The organism is Botryobacter ruber, assembly GCF_003347595.2.
Classification (GTDB): domain Bacteria; phylum Bacteroidota; class Bacteroidia; order Cytophagales; family Hymenobacteraceae; genus Pontibacter; species Pontibacter ruber_A.
In genome coordinates, this window is the sequence record NZ_QCZK02000025.1 from 28,349 (window position 1) to 48,545 (window position 20,197).

Consider the following 20,197-nt stretch of genomic DNA (forward strand, 5'->3'; position numbering starts at 1 on the left):
TGGTTTTAGTTTAAATGATAGGTCATGAGCGGACGAATACAATGGTTGACCAGTGTTTCGGCAATGCTGCCATAAAACAGGTGGCTGATGCCTTTGCGGGCATGGGTGCCAATGAGCACAAGGTCCATCTCCGTTGCCTGGTTAAAGTTGCGGACACCTGCCGGTACCTTGTTGTTGTGGTGCAGGTGCAGTTCGAAGTTCTGCAGCCCCAGGTGCTCGGCAAAGGCCTGCATCTCCTGCTTTAGTTGCAGGCTTTGCTGTTCATCTTCCTTGTCTGTGATTTGCAGCAGGTGGAGCCTGGCGTTAAACAGCTGTTGGAAAAGTTTGATTTTGGCGATACTTTTTTCCGGTTGCTTTTCTGCTTTAAAATCTGCTACCCACAGCAGGTTATGAATAGGCGTGACGGAGGCGTTCGCATGCACCGTGATTACCGGAACCTCGGTATACCGTACCACATGCTGTGCCTCTGAGCCCGATATTTTTTCCAGCCACCCGTCAGCGCCTTCTGTGCCCATCAGTACCAGGTCTATCTGGTGGTGTGCCGTATAGCGGGCAAGGGTGGTGGTAAGGCCCCCGTACAGGACTTCACTGGTAAATTTGAAGTCCACGTGCTGTTTCAGCTCTGTAAATAGTTGTTGGACCTTTTGCTCCTGTGCCCGGAAGGCGCTTTTGTCAATCGTATCCGAGGTGTCGACAGAGCCTCCCCATTCAGCTGCATTTACTTCAATTACATGCACCAGGTGCGTATTAATGGGAGTCGTCTCCATCAGGAAGGTTAAAAACTCGATTGCTCTGAAGGCTACCGGTGTAAAATCTACCGGCACCATTACGTTTAATTTTTTTTCCATTTTGTTAAAAAGCCGGCATTATTGCCTGTTGGCTATAGGGTTTTGGTGAATTATGCTTTTTCCTGATGCAAAGGAACAGGAAATGCCGGCCCTGTTCAGTGACATTGGTTACACAGGCAGTGTTAAATAATGCTTGATCTTTTGGAGAGGTGCTGTGGCAATGGTGGCAGGTGCAGACCGTTTTTTTCTGTAAGTGCAGGCTGCCGGCTGGCAGAAACCCGGCCTGCAAGCCGGACCGGCTGAAATAGCCCCAACTGCAGGCCGTTAAGACTTCAGCCACTTCATGGCTGCCGTCATGCTGGAGAAGTTCTGGAAAGCAATAGCGGACTTTTTGTTTCTTTTTTTTAACGCTTCAAAGTAGCTCGCCACTCTTATTTCCCGTTCCAAATCGGGCGAGATAATGCGGGCCATCCGCTTCAGGCATGTGTCCTGCAGGTCACGGTCAAACTCGTCTATCACTGTAATGTACTCTTCGTCACTTACGTCAATAACGGCCTTGCTGCAATCAAACAATAGCTTCTTTATGCCATAGCCGCCTATGGTCGCAGATATCCTTTTAAAGGTATCGTGAATTTGTACTAAAGTAAAATCCTGTATATCCGGGCATTCAGCGCACAAAATATCGTTAGAGGCATCATAATGCAATTTTATGAGGCCGTTATTATACAAAACCATAAAGAGAAATTGTTATTTGCTATTACAAGGTATACGTTTTTAACGGCAAACGGTCTCTTTAATTAATTAAATTTTGTGTGTGTATAACAACATTTGGCCAACGGCTGTTTTTCCGGGGTTTCCGTAAATTTGAATGTAAACATGCTCATATTTCACTATAGGCGCTTTTATATATAAATTTCTTATATTACCTCCTGAAAAAAATTTGCACCTTCTTTGTACAAGGCGATTTAAGAAAGCAGCATGAAAATCCGCTACACCTTCCTCTTCCTTCTTATCCTGTTACTTTCCGCATTTCAGAAACCAACTGATGCCAACTTTAAGAAAATGGCTGACAAGGTTTTGGTGCGACCTGCCAAAACACAGGAAGGAGAGCCGTATTCTGTCAGGATACGGGTTATTTCTGACAACATAATACAGGTGCTGGCTTTGCCCGACAGTACGCCGGGAGCTACAAACAGCCTGATGGTAGTGGGGGCGGACAAGCCACTACCGGCCTGGAAACTGAAAAAGAACGGAGAGACACTGAGGGTGCTGACAAAAGAGCTGCAGGTGGAAATAGCTGCAAGTACAGGCGATGTTATATTTCGCGATAAATACGGACGTGAGCTTGTAAAAGAAGCCTCGGGCAGCCACCCGGGCTTTTCACCGGTAACCTATGGCAGCGAACAAACCTACCAGGTGCAGCAGGCATTCCAGGTTGCTGATGATGAAGCTTTTTACGGGCTGGGCCAGCACCAGGCGGGCCTGATGAACTACCGGGGCTGGCAGGTAGATTTAACGCAGTACAACTCGGTAGCGGCAGTGCCTTTCCTGGTGTCGAGCAAGAACTACGGCATTCTCTGGGACAATAACTCCATCACCAGGTTTGGCGACGTGCGCCCTTACCGCCAGTTGTCGGACTTTGCGCTCTACGATAAATACGGCAATCCGGGAGCCCTTACGGCTACGTATGTCTCGGCTGAAAAAGCCGGAAAAGCGCCTGTCGTTCGTCCTGAAAAGCAGCTGAACTATGAATTCCTGGAGCAGCAGAAAGATTTTCCGGAAGGCTACGCGCTGCAGGGAGGCAACGTGACCTGGGAAGGTTTTATTCAGTCCGGCGAAACCGGCACGCACCGTTTCCTGATGCCGGCTTCCGGCTATGTAAAAGTCTGGCTGGATGGGCAGCTGCTGCTCGACAGGTGGCGGGAGGCCTGGAACCCCGGTTTTTCAAATTTTAAATACGAGCTGCAACAAGGGAAAAAGCATGCCCTTAAAATTGAGTGGCAGCCCGATGGCGGGCAGTCGTATATCGCGCTGCGTTACCTGCCGCCACAATCTGCTGCAGCAGCCTCCACAGTCTCTTTTGCTTCTGAAGCAGGAGATGAACGAAATTACTACTTCGTGTATGGCAATAACCTGGATGAAGTTATACGTGGCTACCGGGAGCTGACGGGCAAGGCGCAGGTGATGCCGAAGTGGGCGATGGGCTTCTGGCAGAGCCGCGAACGCTATAAAACCCAGGACGAGCTGCTAAGCGTGGCACAGGAGTTCCGCAGGCGGCAGATTCCCATCGACAACATTGTGCTCGACTGGTCTTACTGGGAGGAGGACCAGTGGGGGAGCCAGCAGTTCGATAAAAGCCGCTTTCCCGATCCGGAAGGTATGGTGAAGCAGGTGCACGACCTGGATATGCAGCTGATGATTTCGGTGTGGCCCAAGTTCTACGAAGGCATCGACAACTACAAGCTTTTTGACGCCAAAGGCCTGCTTTACAAAAAGAGCATCGACGAAGGCATCCGCGACTGGATTGGCAAAGGTTATGTCTCCACGTTTTACGATGCCTTTAACCCCGAAGGGCGGCAGCTGTTCTGGGACCTGCTCAAAATCAACCTCCAGACCAAGGGCATAGACGCCTGGTGGCTCGATGCGACGGAACCCGACATTTTATCGAACACGACCATCGAACACCGCAAGCAGCTCATGAACCCGACCTACCTGGGGCCGGCTGAGAAATATTTCAACGCCTATCCGCTCATGAACGCCAAAGCCATTTACGAAGGCCAGCGCCGCGACTTTCCCGATAAGCGCGTCTTCATCCTGACCCGTTCTGCTTTCGGCGGACTGCAACGCTACGGCGCCGCCATCTGGAGCGGCGATATAGCAGCTACCTTCGAGGAACTGGGCCGCCAGATTCCGGCCGGCCTGAATGCTTCGCTCTCCGGCATCCCGTACTGGACCACCGACATCGGCGGCTTTTTTGTGGAAGACAAGTACGACCGTCCGGCCCCAAAAGGCGAGGCGCTGGAGGAGTGGCGGGAGCTGAACACCCGCTGGTACCAGTACGGCGCCTTTACGCCGCTGTACCGCTCGCACGGGCAGAAGCCGTTTCGGGAGGTGTTTAATATAGCCCCCGAAGATCACAAGGCTTACCAGTCTATTGTGTATTACAACAGGCTGCGCTACCGCCTGATGCCCTACATCTACTCCCTTACCGGGCAGGTGTACCACCAGGATGGCACCATCATGCGGCCCCTCGTCATGGATTTCGGACAGGATAAAATCGTGCGGAATATCAGCGACCAATTCATGTTCGGGCCAGCGCTGCTCATAAACCCGGTGTACGAAGCCAACGCCACCACCCGCAGCCTCTACCTGCCTGCCGGCACCGGCTGGTATAACCTCTACGACGGCCGCTACACACCAGGCGGGCAACAGCTAACGGCGGCAGCTCCTTACGAAACCATGCCTATTTATGTGAAAGCAGGCGCCATCATTCCCTACGGACCGGAACTGCAATACACAGGAGAGAAGCCTGCCGATATTATCACACTTTACGTGTATAGCGGCCAGGACGGCAGGTTTGAGCTGTACGAGGACGAGAACACGAACTACAACTACGAAAAAGGAAAGTTTGCCACCATCCCCTTCACCTACAACGACGCCAAAAAGCAGTTAACCATCGGTAGGCGCGAAGGCAGTTTCGAGGGTATGCTGCAAAACCGCACGTTTAACATCATCTATGTGGATTCGAACAAGCCCAGGAAGCTGGATTTTGAGGCAAAACCAGACAAGGTGGTGCAGTACTCGGGTAAGGCGAAAACGGTGAAGCTCAGGTAAATCCTGGTCTGAAGCTGGATTTGTTTGTTTAACCGGTTTTCCATTCGACATTCCGGGCCGGCAAAAAGGAAATAAATGCCGATGCGAGTGCCTGCCGGGTGGTAGCTGCAGCTCCTGCAGCTTGTGTTTAATAAGAACGATTCTAAACAGTGGGAGTGACTAACATCCGTTAAAATCATTTCGTATTTCAGGATGCCGCTGCAGGGCAGTAACCTTCGGGATATGTCTTGCCTACAGCAAATGGCTTTGCAGGAGCACAGCTTAAAATCAAACGACCTGAACTATGGCAAACAACCCCATCTCTCCACCTCCAAAAGAAAAAATTACCCTCAGCATCAATGGAACGGAACAGCAGCTCGAAGTGGCGGTGTGGACGTCCATTCTCGACCTGCTGCGCGAGTACCTGCACCTGACCGGTACCAAGAAAGGCTGCGACCACGGCCAGTGCGGCGCCTGCACGGTGCTGCTCGACGGCAAGCGCATCAACTCCTGCCTTACGCTGGCCGTGATGCATGACGGTTCCGAGATCACGACCATCGAAGGCCTGGCAGGCAAAGGAGAACTGCACCCGGTGCAGCAGGCTTTCATCGAGCACGACGCTTTTCAGTGCGGCTACTGCACCCCCGGCCAAATCTGCTCTGCCATCGGGCTTATCAACGAGGGCAAAGCGAAAACAACTGACGATATCCGCGATTTGATGAGCGGGAACATCTGTCGCTGCGGGGCCTATGTGAACATTGTAAACGTGGTGCAGGAAGCGCTGGAAAGGAGCAAAGCCCAATGAGAAGCTTTACCTACGCCCGCGCCAAAGACGCTGCCGATGCCGTCAACGAAATCGCGCTGCACAAGGAAGCCCGGTTCATAGCTGGCGGCACGAACCTGCTCGACCTGATGAAGATCGACGTGATGCACCCGGCGCACCTCGTGGACATTACCCGCACCAGCCTGGATACAGTAGAGGCTACGGCTTCAGGAGGCTTGAAACTTGGCGCCCTCGTCACCAACGCCGACACGGCCTACCACCCGGAAGTAGAGCAGCGTTACCCCTTGCTGGCACATGCCATCCTGGCCGGGGCATCAGCACAAATCCGCAACAAGGCCACCGACGGCGGAAACCTGCTGCAACGCACCCGCTGCTATTACTTTTACGACCTCGCCACCCCCTGCAACAAACGCGAACCCGGTTCCGGCTGCGCTGCCATTAACGGCTTCAACCGCATCCACGCCATCCTGGGCACAAGCGAGCAGTGTATTGCCACGCATCCTTCGGATATGGCTGTTGCCCTGGCGGCCCTCGATGCCGCAGTACATGTAACCGGTCCAGGTGGGGAAAGAACAATGAAGGTTACCGATTTCCACCGGCTGCCGGGCGACACGCCGCACCTGGATACCAACCTGAAAGAAGAGGAGCTGATTACCGCCATCGAACTGCCTGCCAAAGGCTTTTCCTCCCATTATAGTTACCTGAAAGTGCGTGACCGGGCATCTTATGCCTTTGCGCTGGTGTCGGTGGCGGTGGGGCTGGAACTGGAGGAAAACACCATCAAGGAGGCGCGCATCGCCCTGGGCGGCGTAGCCCACAAGCCCTGGCGAGTGCCGGAGGCAGAGGCACTGCTGAAAGACCAGCCCGCCACCACCGAAAACTTTCGGAAAGCAGCAGAGGCAGTGGTGGCAGGTGCAAAAGGCTTCGGGCACAACACATTTAAGATTGAACTGGCGAAGCGCTCCGTGGTGCGCGCTTTGCAAACAGCTAAAGAAAGGGAGGCAGCGGCATGAAAACCGAACGGACAGGCAGAGAAACGAACCGCGTTGACGGGCGCGCCAAGGTAACCGGCGAAGCAAAATACGCCGCTGAATTCACAACGCCCGGGCTTTTGCATGGGGTGGTGGTATCCGCCGAAATAGCCCGTGGCAAAGTCACGAAACTAGATATCAGCGAGGCCATGCAGCTGGAAGGGGTGGTGCAGGTATTTACGCACGAGAACAGGCCGCAAACCGCCTGGTTCGACAAAAGCTACCAGGACGACGACTCGCCACCCGGTTCGCCATTCCGCCCGCTCTACGACAACGAAATCCAGTTCAGCCAGCAGCCCATCGCGCTCGTGGTAGCCGAAACGTTTGAAGCAGCACGGTATGGCGCCTTGCTCGTGAAAGCCGAATACGAAGAAGCGCCCCAAAGCACCGACCTGCACGCCAACCGCGAGCAGGCCTTTGTGCCCGACAAATACAAATCACAGCCTCCGCCGGAGGAGCGGGGCAATGTGGAGGCCGCTTTTGCCGGTGCAGCAGCCAAGGTAGATGAGGAATATTTTCACCCCTCGGAGCACCACAACCCCATGGAGATGCACGCCTCGGTGGCCATTTGGGAGGAAGACGGAACGCTGACGGTGTATGACAAGATCCAGGGCGTGATGAACAGCCGGAAGTACATTTCGCAGATATTCGGCCTGTCGGAGCAGGAGGTGCGGGTGGTTTCGCCGTTTGTAGGAGGCGCCTTTGGCTCGGGGTTGCGGCCCCAGTACCAGCTCTTCCTGGCCGTGATGGCGGCGCTCGAACTGAAGCGGCCGGTAAAAGTGATGCTCACGCGGCAACAGATGTTCTCCTTCGGCCACCGCCCCGCCACCATCCAGCACCTGCAGGTAGGAGCTTCCACTGACGGAACCCTGGAGGCATTCCGGCACGAGGTGTATGGCGAAACGTCTCGCTTCGAAGACTATGCCGAAAACGTGCTCGTATGGCAGAACGTGCTGTACAGGTGCGCGAACGTTGCCTACGCCTATAAACTCATCGGCCTGGACGTGTACACGCCCCTCGATATGCGGGCGCCCGGAGGTGCCACGGGTATGTTTGCCCTGGAAACAGCCCTCGACGAACTGGCCCTAGCTGCCGGTATCGACCCGGTGGCGCTGCGCCTGCAGAACTACACCGAAAAGGACCAGAACACCAACAAGCCTTTTTCAAGCAAAGAGCTGCGTGCATGTTACCGGCAGGGGGCTGCAAAGTTCGGATGGGAAAAGCGGAACCCTGCCCCACGGTCCATGCGCGAGGGGCACGACCTGGTAGGTTGGGGCATGGCAACCGGTGCCTGGGAAGCCAAGCAGAAAGAAGTTTCCGCCAAAGCCCTGCTTTCCGTGGACGGCAAACTAACTGTCAGCAGCGCCACCGCCGACATCGGTACCGGCACCTACACCGTGATGACGCAACTGGCTGCCGAAGCGCTGGGACTGCCACTGGCGGATGTCAACTTCAAATTAGGTGATTCCTTTCTGCCGGAAGCGCCACTGGAGGGTGGCTCCAGTACGGTATCGTCGGTGGGTTCTGCGGTTAAAATGGCCTGCGCAGCAGTGGGGGAGAAGCTGCTGAAATATTCCCGGAAACTGGAAAACTCCCCCTTCGCCACCGCCAGCCTGGACGAAGTATTGTTCGAGGACAGGCAACTGAAGCTGAAAAGCGATCCTTCAAAAGCCTTTGCCATTACAGAAATTATGCGGCAGCGGGAGTTGCCGTTTATAGAGGAGGAGGTAACCTCGAAACCGGTTTCGGGGCAGGAAGAATATTCGCCTTACGCGCATTCCGCTGTTTTTGTGGAGGTGAAAGTAGACGAAGACCTGGGCACCATTAAGGTAACGCGTGTGGTAAGCGCTGTGGCAGGAGGCCGCATCATCAATCCCAAAACCGCCCGAAGCCAGATACTGGGCGGTGTGGTCTGGGGCATCGGGATGGCGCTGGAGGAGGAGTCGTTCATGGACGCCAACGTGGGCCGCTTCATCAACCACGACCTGGCGGAATACCATGTGCCGGTAAATGCCGACATTCACGACATTGAAGTAATTTTTGTGGAGGAACAAGACGAACACGTGAACCGGATTGGTGCCAAAGGCCTGGGCGAAATAGGCGTAGTCGGCGTGGCAGCGGCTATCTCAAACGCCGTGTACCACGCCACCGGCAAACGCATCCGGAGTCTGCCGATTACGCTGGATAAATTGCTCTGAAGTAAAAGCCCGTAAAGCAGCAGTGTTTTACGGGCTTTTAAGTTAGCATCTCAGGTCAGCCAACCACGTTTTCAGCAAGTCTTTTAGGAGCAGAGGCTGTGGTGGCAGGAGCAGCAGCATTTTCGGCTCTCTGAAAAGCCTACCCAAACGACCTGATCCTGGAAGCAATCAGGGACACGCAAAGTCCCAGCACGGCAATGATTGCGAACGAGATGCGCAGGCTGCTGGCGCCCGCTACCAGCCCGATGAGGGGCGGGCCCAGCAGGAAGCCCACAAACCCAATGGTAGACACAGTAGCCAGGGCCACGCCCGGCGCCATCACCTTCGACCTGCCGGCAGCACTGTATACCAATGGCACCACAGCCGACACGCCTGCGCCCACCAGCAGGAAACCGGCAATGGCCGTCAGCAGGTTGGGAAACACGACCGCAATGGTTAAGCCGGAGGCCATCAGGATGCCATTCAACTGCAGCATCCGCCGGATGCCGATGCGGCTCGTTACATAATCTGCCACAAACCTGCCGGTAGCCATGGTGCACATAAAGGCGGTGTAGCCGGCGCCAATCCAGGCCTTCTCCGCCTTCACCACTTTCTTGAAATAAACCCCGCTCCAGTCGAACATGGCGCCTTCACAAACCAGGCAGCAGAATGCCAGCACGCCCAGGCTGACCAGGTACCGGTCGGGTTTAGCAAAAAGCGGCTGCCGGGTAGCAGCGTTCGACTCTTCGTGGAGCACGTAGCGGGCGCATAAGGCTACGCCTACAAAAACAAACCCCATGATAACGAGGAAGTGCCACTGCGGGAGAATGGCTTTGCCGATCATGAAGGTACCAATGGCGGCGCCCACAAACCCGGCCAGGCTCCAGAGGCCGTGCAGCGAGGCCATAATGGGTTTGCGGTATAGCTTTTCGACACCCACCGCCTGTGTATTAACTGCTATGTTGATCAGGTTGCTGGCGATACCGAAAATGAACAGCGCCGCAAGCAACTGGAGTACGTTCCAGGCCAGGCTTATGAACAGGAGCGAAACGGGGTATACCAGCGCTGCCGGCACAACAACCCGGTGGCTGCCGGCCCGCGCAATCAGCCAGCCGGCAAAAGGAAGCGACAGGATCTGCCCCAGGGGCAGCGCGAACAGCACCATGCCCAGTTCGGTTTCGGTGAGCCCCAGTTGTTGCTGTATGGTAGGAATCCGGGAGCCCCAGCTGGCAAAACAAAGTCCCTGCAGAAAGAAAAAGCTTCCTACAGCCAGCCTGTGCGCTCTCCTGGAAGGAATAGTAGTCGGGGAAATAAAAGCAAGCATGAAGTTGGTAACAGGAAAAGTATGATTGAAAGTTTAGGTGATGATGATGAGCTGGCGGTGTAGCAGTACAGAAGCCGCGCCATTTTGCCCCCCAGCTACAGGGGATGGAAACGCCCTGTCGAAAAAATCGGAAACAGCGTGAATGAAGGAGATGGCTACATGTGAATTTCGGAAAATGCCGCAATATCGGACATTGTAACGGAAATAAAAACAATGTTTGATCTGCTGCTGCGTTTCTTCAACGGATGCCTGCAACTGCCTTTGCAAACAAACCTGCTGATTGGCTGTTTGTTAGGGTGTGCGGCAGGAGCTGATTTGTTACCAACCTCGCATCAGTTTGCGGGGAGCAGTGGTTGTGGTGGCAGGTGCTGAAGAAAAAAATCAAACAGGAAAATACTTATAACGCAACTAGTAGTCATTCTGCTCAAAGTTTTGTAAGTTAGGTTTTTACAGGCAGGCTGTGCACTGGTCTGTCTTCTACAGAATCTTCGGTAAATACGTATTTTTTTCTGATTCAGAAAATATCATCCGGGTTTTCCCGTATGTTTGGTTTGAGCACTTTTTTGGTTGAGCACATTTATTAATTTTAGTTACGTGTAAAATGGAGAGTAGAAGCGCTAAAAAAGCTATTCGGGATATATTGCATATCAGACTAAGCGAGGAGCAATCGCAGGAGCTATACCATAAAATCTGTAGATTCCTGGTAGAGAAAGACGAAAAAGCCTATATAAACCTGTTGCGGTTAAAGTATTCCCTGTTAAATGATTACATGGATAATGACGTTTGCGATTACTTTATCATGGAATACCTGCTGGATAAAATGGAGAAGGAACATTCCCTGATTCTTTCGGCCATGTCGTATCTGGTGGTGTACAAATCGTAGTCAGGTAAATCTTCAGTTGCTCAGGCAGCCTTTGCCTTACGGATGAGCAATTCCAATTTCAAAAATACATCAGATAAATTTTTCCGGAAGCGGGCGTGCGGGAGCAAGCAGTAGATGGCTACCATACGCCTCCTGTCTTGATGCGCAGCTCCCGGTTGTTGACGGATTAGAAGGTGTTCAGCTGAAACACACTTCTGTCTATGCTTCCAGTTTTATTACAAGTCCCTCATCTTTTTTAACCTCGATGCTGTTTCGGACGGTTGTGCCCGCCCTGCCGGGTGTGGTGGCCAGTTTGATCTCGCCTGAAAAGGAAAAGTTTTCCTTTGAGAAGCTGCAGGGTTTGTCGCTCAGGTTCAGCACCACCAGGTAGCGCTGTTCGTCGGTTTCGCGGATGTAGGAAAGCAGTTGCTTGTCGGAGTAAACCGGCCGGTAGCGTCCTGCATGCAGCGCCTGTTCCTGCTGGCGCAGCCTGATGAGTTTTTTATAAAGCGACAACAGGCTGTTTTCATCCTCCTCCTGGGCTTTTACGTTATGTTGCCTGGCATTTTCGGCCATCCGGAGCCAGGGCATGCCGCTTGTAAAACCGGCATGTTCGCTCTCGTCCCACTGCATGGGGGTGCGGTAGGGGTCGCGGCTGAGGTCCTTATCGGGCATGTGGAGCCCCTGCGGGTCCTGTACTTCGTCTTTGGGGATGGACACGTCCTGCATGCCTATTTCGTCGCCGTAGTACAGGGTGGGGGTGCCCCGGAGGGTGAGCAGCAGCATGGCCGCCACGCGCGCCTGTGCTTCGCCTACTTTGGTGGCCATGCGCGACTGGTCGTGGTTGCCGATCACCCAGTTGGGCCAGCTGTTGTTCGGCAGCGCGCCCTCGTACTCGTCTATGGATGTCGCAATTTTTTTCGGGTCCCAGGGCATGGTCAGCAGCATGAAGTTGAAAGGCAGGTGGGCGCCTTCGTTGTCGTCGCCATAGTAATTCACCAGCTGGTGGATGGGCAGGTAAATTTCGCCGATCAGCACCCGTTCCTCGTATTTATCGAGCATGTCCCGCATCAGCGCTACAATATCGTGCACTTCGGGCTGGTCGGTGGAGTAAACGGGCAGCAGCTGGTTGTAGGTGGGCTGTTCCGGTTTGTAGTCGGCATTTTCGGGGTTGTCGCGCAGGTACTCGTCTTTGATGAGGTGCCACATCACATCTACCCGGAAACCGTCCACGCCTTTGTCGAGCCAGAACTGCATTTCTTTCAGCACCGCCTGGTGCACTTCGGGGTTGCGCCAGTTCAGGTCGGGCTGTTCTTTCAGGAAGGCGTGGTAATAGTACTGCTTTGTTTTTTCGTCCCACTCCCAGGCGCTGCCGCCAAACATGGCCATCCAGTTATTGGGCGGTGTGCCATTCTCGCCGGCATCTTCCCAGCAAAACCAGTCGCGCTTCGGGTTATCTTTGGAAGATCTGGATTCCTGAAACCATTCGTGCTGGTCGGAGGTGTGGTTGGGCACCTGGTCCAGGACGAGTTTCATGCCCCGCTTGTGGGTTTCTTCGAGCAGCTCGTCAAAGTCTGACATGGTGCCAAACATCGGATCGACGCTTTTGAAGTCGGAGATATCGTAGCCAAAATCGAGCATCGGCGACTTGTAGAACGGCGTAACCCAGATGATGTTCACGCCAAGCGCTTGCAGGTAGTCGAGGCGGTTGATAACGCCCCGCAGGTCGCCGATGCCATCGCCGTTGCTGTCCTGGAACGAGCGGATATACACTTCATATACAATCCCTTTTTGCCACCACAACTGCTGGTCCTTCGATTTTTTAGTTTGTCTGCTCATCCGATCTAATTCTTATTATCAAGCCTGCGGGCTGCTACTTTTATAATTTCTTTGCCTCCCAACAAACGGAGTTTCTGCTGTTCAGGTTAGTTTTTCCGGAAGAACTGCTTGAGCGTGTTTGAAATTTTTCCAGCCCATTTCGTGCCCTTTCCGCCGCCTTCCAGCAGGTACGCGTACGGGTCCAGGGCAGGAATGTGCTGCGATACAATGCGCATAATCGCAAACATGGGCTCGAAGAGGATCATGCCCGGTATTCCCCACAGCAATTCTCCCAGTACAATTGCCACAATCGTGAACAGCGGGTTCAGGTTCAGGCTGGTACCCATGGCGAAAGGCTCTATCAGGTTGTTGTCGATTACCTGTGCGGCAATCAGGATAATGATGGTTGGGAGGAGCGTGCCGCTGTCGCCGCTGATTATGGTCATCATCAACGGAAAAATGGCCCCGATATAAGCTCCTATGTAGGGAATAAGCGTAGGCAGCACGGCAATTATGCTCACCAGGATGGCGTTTTTCAGGCCAAGAACAGACAAGCCGATGCTGTAGAAAACAATCAGGAAAACCATGGAGATAAACCTGCCTGCCAGGTATTGAGCCGATACTTTGGTGATCTGGTGCAGCGTTTCCTTTGCCTCGGGCCTGCTCTCGTCCGATACCAGTTTCAGCAGGAAATTGACATACCTTTCACGCCGCCACATCAGGAAGAACGTGTAAAGCACGACCAGCACAAAATCAGCCAGCAGTCCGAAGGTACCGCCCAGGAAGGAGGTCAAAAACTGGTTGGCAGACTGCGAGAGCCCGGAAATTTGTTTCTGTACAAACTCCAGTTGCTGCTGCGGGGCCACGCCGAAATTCTGTTCGATCCATTGCTGTATGGAGCTTACATACCCCATCAGTTTTGCCTCGATCTGGGGCAGGTCTTCCGACAGGCTGGCCCCCTGTGCGGCGAGTACCCAGATCACGGCTGCCACCACCAGCAGGAACAGCAGGATACAGACCAGGGTAGACCACACCCGGCCTATGCCCCAGCTTTCGAGTTTGTCTGCCACAGGCAGCAGCAGCATGGAGAGGATAATGGAAAAAAACAGCGGAATTAAAAAAGGCTGGAAGTAGTATAAGACAACAACAGCAAGTATTGCAAGCAGAATAACGGCGTTTACACGGTACAAAGAAACACTCTTCATAAGTTACCTTTAGTTATGAGGTAGTACGGAAAGTGCACTTTTAGTTTACACCAGCTCAAAAATATTTATCCGGCTACCGGCAAGTGCCCGGCACGAGGTGGAGCGGCAGCGGAAAAGCAGCAGCGGCTGTGGTGACAGGAGCAGCAGAAAAATTAGGCCTGTTTTATTTAGCTGCTCCTGCCACCACAGCCGCTGCTGCTTTTATTCAGATGCTGAGAACCGTTCAAAAGCCGCTTGTAGCTGCTCCTGCGTGGGGCGGGTGCCGGACTGCACGATAAACCGGTACCGGAAGGTAACAGACTTGCCGGCAGGCAGTTTGAAATTAAGTTCTTCTTTGCCGCCGCTCATTTCCTTTTGCCCCAGCGGGTTGGCGCTGAAAAGGCCGTAGCCGCGGGCCATCCAGTAAGTGGGATAGCCAATGTTCTGAGGGTGGTCCAGGAGGATAAGCGATACAGGTTCTTCGCGGATGGTGCCGATCAGCTCTACCCACTTTGCCCGCGTGCCCCACACTTCCTCTCCCGAAATGCCTTCGCTGCTGTGGTAGTTGCCGGTGATGGTGGGGTGGCTGCCTTTCGACAAGTCCTGTTCCTGGCCCGCCGCATCGATGTATTTGGACGGTTTGGCGGTCAGGTGCTCCAGCTCGCGGGCTACCCGGATGGCATACATGCCCTCTTTGCTATCCTGGAACAGCACATCTTCGTTTGTAGCGGTCAGGGTGGTGATGCGGTCGATGGTGCGGCTGTTGGCGGTGCCGCTGAAAATGAAGGTTGTCTCCTCGCGGAGCAGTATGCTGCTGTCGGGTTTAAGCCAGTGCGCACGCACCTGCAGTTCAGCTTTGTCGTTGCCGTTTTGCAGGAGCGTGACGGCCTGGTGGCGGATGGTGCCATAATGCTGCCTGCGCTCCTGCGGAATAGCCTCGGAGTTGTTCCAGAAGTCGAGCCCGTTCACGTTGCCGTAGTTCAGCCACATGCCCACCTGGTGCGGATGGTCGATGCGTTCTGCCTCGCGTGGCGCAAAGGGCCAGCCCCGGGTAATGGGGTTGCCTGCAGGCGAAAGCACCGGGTACAGCACCGGCTTCTTCAGTTCATCGGGGTAAATGTAGGAAGTAAACAGCTCCCCGTCCACCAGTACATCGACACGCTTTTCGGCAGGCTTGGGGATGAGCGTGAACGTTTCTGTTTCAGCGGACTGCTGGGCCGGTTGCTTTACGCAGGCTGCCAGTAAGGTAAGAATGCCAAAAGAAAAGCTGGTAAAAAGCGATCTGTTTCTGTTACCTTGCATGAGAATGAAAATTTGATTATTTTAATTAAAAATTGCCGCCACCGTCTTTCGTTAAAAGAGCAAGTTATGATTCCTTGGAGTAATAGTAAAGCCTCGGGGAAATATCTTCTTAATTTGCCGTACAACAAGGCATGCTAAGTAAATCGGGGTTGGCCTGCTGGCTTACCCGGACAGGCTTTGGCAAAGAGAATACAGGGCCATTGAAGTAAGTTTAGTTCAACCTTTAAGCAATACCCAATGAACCAAAAGAGAAAGCCTTTGCTGATGCTGCCCGTGTGGTGGCTGGTTGTATCCCTTCTTGCTGTGGCCCCTTGTGTTGTCCAGGCACAGATTAGTTTTTACAGGCCAAAGTCCCTTATCATTCCGCTGCACGACCAGAAAAACCAGTTGCATCTATCGGTAGGAAAAGGAGGTGGCTATGACGTTAATGCCTCTTATGCCTTCACCGAAAAGCTGGCAATTTTCACTACCGCCACCTTCGATAATTTCACGAACAGAAAACCTGCTCTTTTTTGGAGCGACAATTATTATGTACAAAGGAATGACTATGTCGTGCGGGGAGGCCTGGGCTACTTTACCAGTATCGACATGAAGCACCTGCCTGTGTTAGAGATTTACGCCGGTGCCGGAACCAGTAAAATCAACAATTATGTATACTTTGAAAATCCCGACAACCGTGATGTGACCCAGGCCCGTTATCAGACGGTATATTTGCAGGCGAATGTGGGGATTAACCAAGCGAAGTGGATCGATTTTGCCATTGGTACCAGAATTGCCTATTCCCACTATTCAGATTTTAGCTTTTATGGCCCCCATCCTTATTCTCCTGGTATTATTAGTGGTAATTACAACAACTTATGGGGTGTAACAGCAGAACCGGTTTTTAGCTTAGGCTTTAAGTACAAAGGTATTAAACTGGATGGACAGTTAGGAGGGGCTATCTTTTTGTTTGGACCAAAAGTCGACAACAAATATGATGCCTGGGGTGATGAGGATACTATCGTACTGGATGCTTTACTGGGAAGAATCAGCCTGCAGCATAATCTGAACTTCAGTAAGAAAAATGATTGAGTTGTAATAGCTGCTTCGCTTATTGTCTGGACATCCTCGTTAAAACTTACATCCTTCGCAACAACCTATATTCGATATTGGAAACCAGAACAAAAGTTATCCGCATGGCCGTTTACATTGTTTCCGTAACGTTACTCCTGCTTACCCTGACGGGCAGCGGCTTTCTGAACCTGGCGCCGCAGTTTGGCGGCAAAATAAAAGGCGAGCGGCTGGAAAGGGTACAGCAATCCCCGAACTACAGCGACGGCGTTTTTCAGAACCCCGTGGAAACCAGCATGGACCTGAGCGTGAAAGAATACTTTAAACTGTTCGGCAACTACCTGAACAAAGGCGAAAACCTGGAGCCGGACTGGGTGATACCGGTGCAGGAAATAAACCCGCAACGCTTCCGCCAGCGGCAGGATACCGCCACGGTTATTACCTGGTTCGGCCATTCGGCTTTCCTTGTCGAGCTGGACGGGAAGCGCCTGCTGCTCGACCCGATGCTGGGCAATGTCGCTTCGCCTGTTTCCTTTATCGGCCCGGAACGGTTTAATGAGAAATTGCCCATTTCTATTGAAGATTTGCCGGCGATAGATGCCGTGCTGCTCTCGCACGACCATTACGACCACCTGGATTACGGCTCCATCATGGGGCTGAAAGAAAAGGTGGCGCACTTTTTTGTACCGCTCGGGCTGGGAGCGCACCTGGAGGCCTGGGGCGTGCCGGCAAAAAACATTACCGAACTCGACTGGTGGCAGGAAGCATCCTACCAGGGGCTGACGTTTGTCTCCACACCGGCGCGGCATTTCTCCGGTCGCGGCCTCACCGACCGCATGGAAACGCTCTGGACCTCGTGGGTGATCCGGGGCCGGAACGACAAGCTGTTCTTCAGCGGCGACACCGGTTATTTCGATGGCTTTAAAGAAATAGGGGAGAAGTACGGTCCTTTTGACCTGACGATGGTGGAGTGTGGGCAGTACAACGAGATGTGGTCCGACATACACATGATGCCCGAGCAAACCGTACAGGCCCACCTCGACCTGCGCGGGAAGCTGCTGATGCCCATCCACTGGGGCGCTTTCCGGCTGGCCCTCCACCCCTGGACAGAACCCATCGAACGCGCCAGGGCAAGTGCCAGGGCCGTAGGCGTACCCATTGCCACACCTGTTATCGGTGCTCCTTTTGTGCTGCATCAGGCCATTCCGTCTGTTCCCTGGTGGCGGTAGCCGGTGCAGTTACTGGCGGAAAGTCATTACAACACTCTCCGGTTTGCCACACAAAGAGTTATATTTCCTGTCAGAAGAAAGTTTTTTTTGAATTTGGATTTTCGGATGTAAATTGCGCAGGTTTTACCTGTTTGATATTACTATGGCAATAGTGTGTGCGGCAGGTAGCCCTGTTGGGCCGGGAAACATTCCGGGAAAATACTTTTACCCGGATAAAATAATTTGCCGCTTTCGGGAGTTGAAAGATAGAAGGGGAATGTTACCGGTTGAAGAAGTATTAGTGCTTCATAAGCAGAACCTTCTACCGAAATTAATTTTAAACGACGTCTACATGCAAAATCGATTGTTTATCAACCTATTGGCGGGCATGGCGCTACTGCTTGCCGTTTCGAGCTGCCAGAAAAGAGTGATTATCGCACGGCCGACCTCTTCTTCGTCTGCAGCGGCAAAAGGACTTCCGCCGGGGCAGGCTAAAAAACTGTACGGTCATCAGTCTGCCAAAGCGTTTGCGCCAGGACAGCAAAAGAAAAAAGGCTCCACCATTGTTATTGTGAACGGGAAAGATTCCGGCCATAAAAAGAAAGGTGGCAAAAAGAAATAGAAACACGCGTTCCCGCTGCCGCGCCTGCCTGCAGGTGCGGCAGCGGGAATGGTGGCAGGTGCAGTAACCTTAATTCCGGACAAAAAGCCATTTTACGGAGTGGTAAATGCCCAGGCCCGCATACCCCAGTATGCCGGGCTTTTTCTTTTCCTTCAGGTGAATGGTGATGGTGGAAAACTGCGACAGGTGGCTGATCCTGTTCATTTTGCCTTTCAACGTTTCGATAACGCCGTTCAGCCGTTCGAGTTCCTTCTCCACCAGCACTGCTTCTGCTACGGTTTCAGCCTCCTCCAGCAGCAGCAGGTAAGTTTCCCTTGCTTTTTCGGCATTCTCCAGCCTGAGCTGGAAATCTAAAAACTGATCTGTTACATCCTGCCCGTGCAGGGTCTTCGACTCAAGTTCCCCCAGAGCGGCAATGTCGGCGATGGCGCTGTTCAGGAACTTGCTTTCTACCCGGATAACCGTTTTGTAAGTGCCGGCTTCGTGCAGGTAGCCGTTGTACGTTTCGGCAATGCGGCCAATCAGCAAATTGGTGGAATCGGGGCTCTTCACCAGCATGTGCAGCACCGCCGAATAAAGTACTTTCCTTTCCAGCGAGCCTGCCTCTGCGTATTCCGTTTCAGCAATTCCCTTGTAGCCGATAGTTGTTTCCTGCTGTAGTACCGCCTCGCTCTGTACACGGACAGGCGCCTCTGCCTGCCGGGCCGGAACCTGTTCAGATGCCGCACAACCAGAAAAGAGTCCCAGCAGGAGCAGGAAAAAAAAGATAGAATTACGCATACGCTATATTGTTAAGGAAGCACTAAGAGTTCCGGATTAATTTCAATTACAGCCGAAATTATATTAAACTAACAATATAAAAAATAAATATTTTAATTTTTTTCTTTTAAACACGCCTTTGTTTGCACATGGGTTTCAGAAATATGGCGGTATGTGCCGAAAAAGGCCGGCAGCGCCTGTAATTATGTTCTGCACCCGCCACCACACCCGCTGCTGCCCTCGAAAAGGGTTGAGCCGGTAAATTAGTCTGATTATAAATTGCTATTAATCAGCAGTTATTCGTAACCCGGAAGCTGCAACCGGCAGTATAGAGTAGGTAGAATCTAATTGTTGAATTAAATACAAATAAGTTATGGAAGCAACCTGCAATCACTGCACCCACTGGGAGCAGGATCAGAACAAAATGCACATGCAAAGCAACGATTTTGGCGTGTGCGACGAACTTACCGGAAAGCATGCCATGGAGCCGTCTTACGTGCTGCCGCTGGTGCACGAAGGCAAAATGGAAGAGAAACCCCGTCAGTTTGAAATGATAACAGGCGCCCAGTTTGGCTGCAACCACTTCAGCGAAAAGAAAAGCTGGGTATAAAACTTTAACATAATAAAACTCAAAAAGCCGCTCCGGTTACGTCCGGAGCGGCTTTTTGAGTTTTAACTCCTAGGTAATACTACAACAGGAGCGCTAGAGATCGCTATGCTTCGTTGGCAGGAGGTAGCGTTGAGTTGTTCTGGATACAGGAATACACCATATGTCTTAAGTAAGCAAAAACTTGCTGCTCGTCTTTCTCCTCAAAATCAGTCAGGGACGGCAGGTGAAGCATGAAAAAATGCTGGTAATGGGCCATTTCGATCAGCGTACTGGATAGTGACCGCGGATATTTATAAGTCGGGTTAAACTCCAGGATTATCTGGGCAATTCTGGCGCATAAGTCTTTGTAAGGCTTAAACAGCATCTTCTTGTTATCATCTGTTACATGATGGGTAAGGTAAACTTTGGAAGCCTCCTTTAGCACCACCTGGTGCAGCAGCGCTTTGTCAATATGTTCGTAGGTTGTAAATTCATCTTTTACCTGCAAAAGCAGTAACCTGATAACGAGGTCTAATTTGAGCACAGGATCCGTCATATTTTGTGTTCTGATGAACAGTTGATATTCAATCCAGCGCCAGTACCAGTCGATCAGGTAAAGCAGCAACCGGTGCTTGTTCTCAAAATAACGGTAAACGCTCGATTCGTTTGTACTCATCCGCTGCGCCAGCTTTTTAAACGTAAAATCTTCAAATCCTAATTCCTGAATAAGTTCTATCCCGTGCTTGATAATGCGTTTGCCAAGGTCCGATGATTCGGGATCACGGAGGAAAAGCTCATCGTTTAATTTAATCTGAAGCTGCCAGTTCATATTTTGTAATGCAATAAAAGGTACTGCAAATCGTACGCTTAAAAGTAAGCGATTCGG

Annotated in this window: 17 protein-coding genes; 9 read left to right on the forward strand and 8 right to left on the reverse strand. The window is 52.4% G+C overall.

What is annotated here, in order from left to right; all coding sequences use genetic code 11:
* Positions 1–5: 5 nt before the first annotated feature.
* Together DCW36_RS07630 and DCW36_RS07635 are read right to left on the reverse strand one after the other, a co-directional pair.
* On the reverse strand, positions 6–848 hold the full coding sequence (locus DCW36_RS07630) for a universal stress protein (protein ID WP_114783299.1): 843 nt from the start codon (positions 846–848) through the stop codon (positions 6–8).
* A gap of 264 nt (positions 849–1,112) precedes the next feature.
* Positions 1,113–1,523 carry a hypothetical protein gene (locus DCW36_RS07635; protein WP_114783300.1) on the reverse strand — a complete coding sequence of 137 codons (411 nt, stop codon included), beginning with the start codon at positions 1,521–1,523 and terminating at the stop codon, positions 1,113–1,115.
* A 243-nt stretch (positions 1,524–1,766) separates the two neighbouring features.
* Here DCW36_RS07635 and DCW36_RS07640 point away from each other — a divergent pair, with 243 nt between their 5' ends.
* The 4 genes from DCW36_RS07640 (at position 1,767) to DCW36_RS07655 (ending at position 8,614) form a co-directional block, all read left to right on the forward strand.
* On the forward strand, positions 1,767–4,622 hold the full coding sequence (locus tag DCW36_RS07640) for a glycoside hydrolase family 31 protein (RefSeq protein ID WP_114783301.1): 2,856 nt from the start codon (positions 1,767–1,769) through the stop codon (positions 4,620–4,622).
* A gap of 283 nt (positions 4,623–4,905) precedes the next feature.
* Positions 4,906–5,406, forward strand: a complete 501-nt coding sequence (locus DCW36_RS07645; RefSeq protein WP_114783302.1) for a (2Fe-2S)-binding protein — start codon at positions 4,906–4,908, stop codon at positions 5,404–5,406.
* Positions 5,403–6,398: an FAD binding domain-containing protein gene (locus tag DCW36_RS07650; RefSeq protein WP_114783303.1), complete on the forward strand. Its 996-nt coding sequence runs from the start codon at positions 5,403–5,405 to the stop codon at positions 6,396–6,398. Before DCW36_RS07645 ends, DCW36_RS07650 begins: the two co-directional genes overlap by 4 nt.
* Positions 6,395–8,614: a xanthine dehydrogenase family protein molybdopterin-binding subunit gene (locus DCW36_RS07655; RefSeq protein ID WP_114783304.1), complete on the forward strand. Its 2,220-nt coding sequence runs from the start codon at positions 6,395–6,397 to the stop codon at positions 8,612–8,614. The genes DCW36_RS07650 and DCW36_RS07655 overlap by 4 nt, the downstream gene beginning before the upstream one ends.
* A 139-nt stretch (positions 8,615–8,753) precedes the next feature.
* Here the strand turns inward: DCW36_RS07655 and DCW36_RS07660 are convergent, their stop codons facing one another.
* Positions 8,754–9,917: an MFS transporter gene (locus DCW36_RS07660; protein ID WP_114783305.1), complete on the reverse strand. Its 1,164-nt coding sequence runs from the start codon at positions 9,915–9,917 to the stop codon at positions 8,754–8,756.
* 640 nt (positions 9,918–10,557) lie between these two features.
* Here DCW36_RS07660 and DCW36_RS07665 point away from each other — a divergent pair.
* Positions 10,558–10,800, forward strand: coding sequence for a hypothetical protein (locus DCW36_RS07665; protein ID WP_164891061.1), 243 nt, complete (start codon positions 10,558–10,560; stop codon positions 10,798–10,800).
* A gap of 198 nt (positions 10,801–10,998) precedes the next feature.
* Here the strand turns inward: DCW36_RS07665 and DCW36_RS07670 are convergent, their stop codons facing one another.
* The 3 genes from DCW36_RS07670 to DCW36_RS07680 form a co-directional block, all read right to left on the reverse strand.
* Entirely contained in the window at positions 10,999–12,618 is a 1,620-nt protein-coding gene (locus DCW36_RS07670; RefSeq protein ID WP_114783307.1) for an alpha-amylase family glycosyl hydrolase, read from the reverse strand.
* Between the two features lie 86 nt (positions 12,619–12,704).
* Complete coding sequence (locus DCW36_RS07675) at positions 12,705–13,802, reverse strand: AI-2E family transporter (protein ID WP_114783308.1); 1,098 nt, start codon at positions 13,800–13,802, stop codon at positions 12,705–12,707.
* Between the two features lie 201 nt (positions 13,803–14,003).
* A complete protein-coding gene (locus tag DCW36_RS07680; protein WP_114783309.1) occupies positions 14,004–15,083 on the reverse strand; it encodes a DUF6807 domain-containing protein in 1,080 nt (359 codons plus the stop codon).
* Positions 15,084–15,320: 237 nt separating this feature from the next.
* Between DCW36_RS07680 and DCW36_RS07685 the strand changes: the two genes are divergently transcribed.
* From DCW36_RS07685 to DCW36_RS22710, 3 genes are all read left to right on the forward strand, one after another.
* Complete coding sequence (locus DCW36_RS07685; RefSeq protein ID WP_114783310.1) at positions 15,321–16,154, forward strand: hypothetical protein; 834 nt, start codon at positions 15,321–15,323, stop codon at positions 16,152–16,154.
* A gap of 77 nt (positions 16,155–16,231) precedes the next feature.
* A complete protein-coding gene (locus DCW36_RS07690) occupies positions 16,232–17,362 on the forward strand; it encodes an MBL fold metallo-hydrolase (protein ID WP_240676090.1) in 1,131 nt (376 codons plus the stop codon).
* 142 nt (positions 17,363–17,504) lie between these two features.
* Positions 17,505–17,963: a hypothetical protein gene (locus tag DCW36_RS22710; protein ID WP_205702889.1), complete on the forward strand. Its 459-nt coding sequence runs from the start codon at positions 17,505–17,507 to the stop codon at positions 17,961–17,963.
* 69 nt (positions 17,964–18,032) lie between these two features.
* Here the strand turns inward: DCW36_RS22710 and DCW36_RS07700 are convergent, their stop codons facing one another.
* On the reverse strand, positions 18,033–18,743 hold the full coding sequence (locus DCW36_RS07700; protein WP_114783312.1) for a DUF4349 domain-containing protein: 711 nt from the start codon (positions 18,741–18,743) through the stop codon (positions 18,033–18,035).
* A gap of 352 nt (positions 18,744–19,095) precedes the next feature.
* Here DCW36_RS07700 and DCW36_RS07705 point away from each other — a divergent pair, with 352 nt between their 5' ends.
* Positions 19,096–19,332, forward strand: a complete 237-nt coding sequence (locus DCW36_RS07705; protein WP_114783313.1) for a hypothetical protein — start codon at positions 19,096–19,098, stop codon at positions 19,330–19,332.
* Positions 19,333–19,435: 103 nt separating this feature from the next.
* Here DCW36_RS07705 and DCW36_RS07710 read toward each other — a convergent pair whose 3' ends face one another.
* Positions 19,436–20,140, reverse strand: coding sequence for a TetR/AcrR family transcriptional regulator (locus DCW36_RS07710; RefSeq protein ID WP_114783314.1), 705 nt, complete (start codon positions 20,138–20,140; stop codon positions 19,436–19,438).
* Positions 20,141–20,197: the final 57 nt, after the last annotated feature.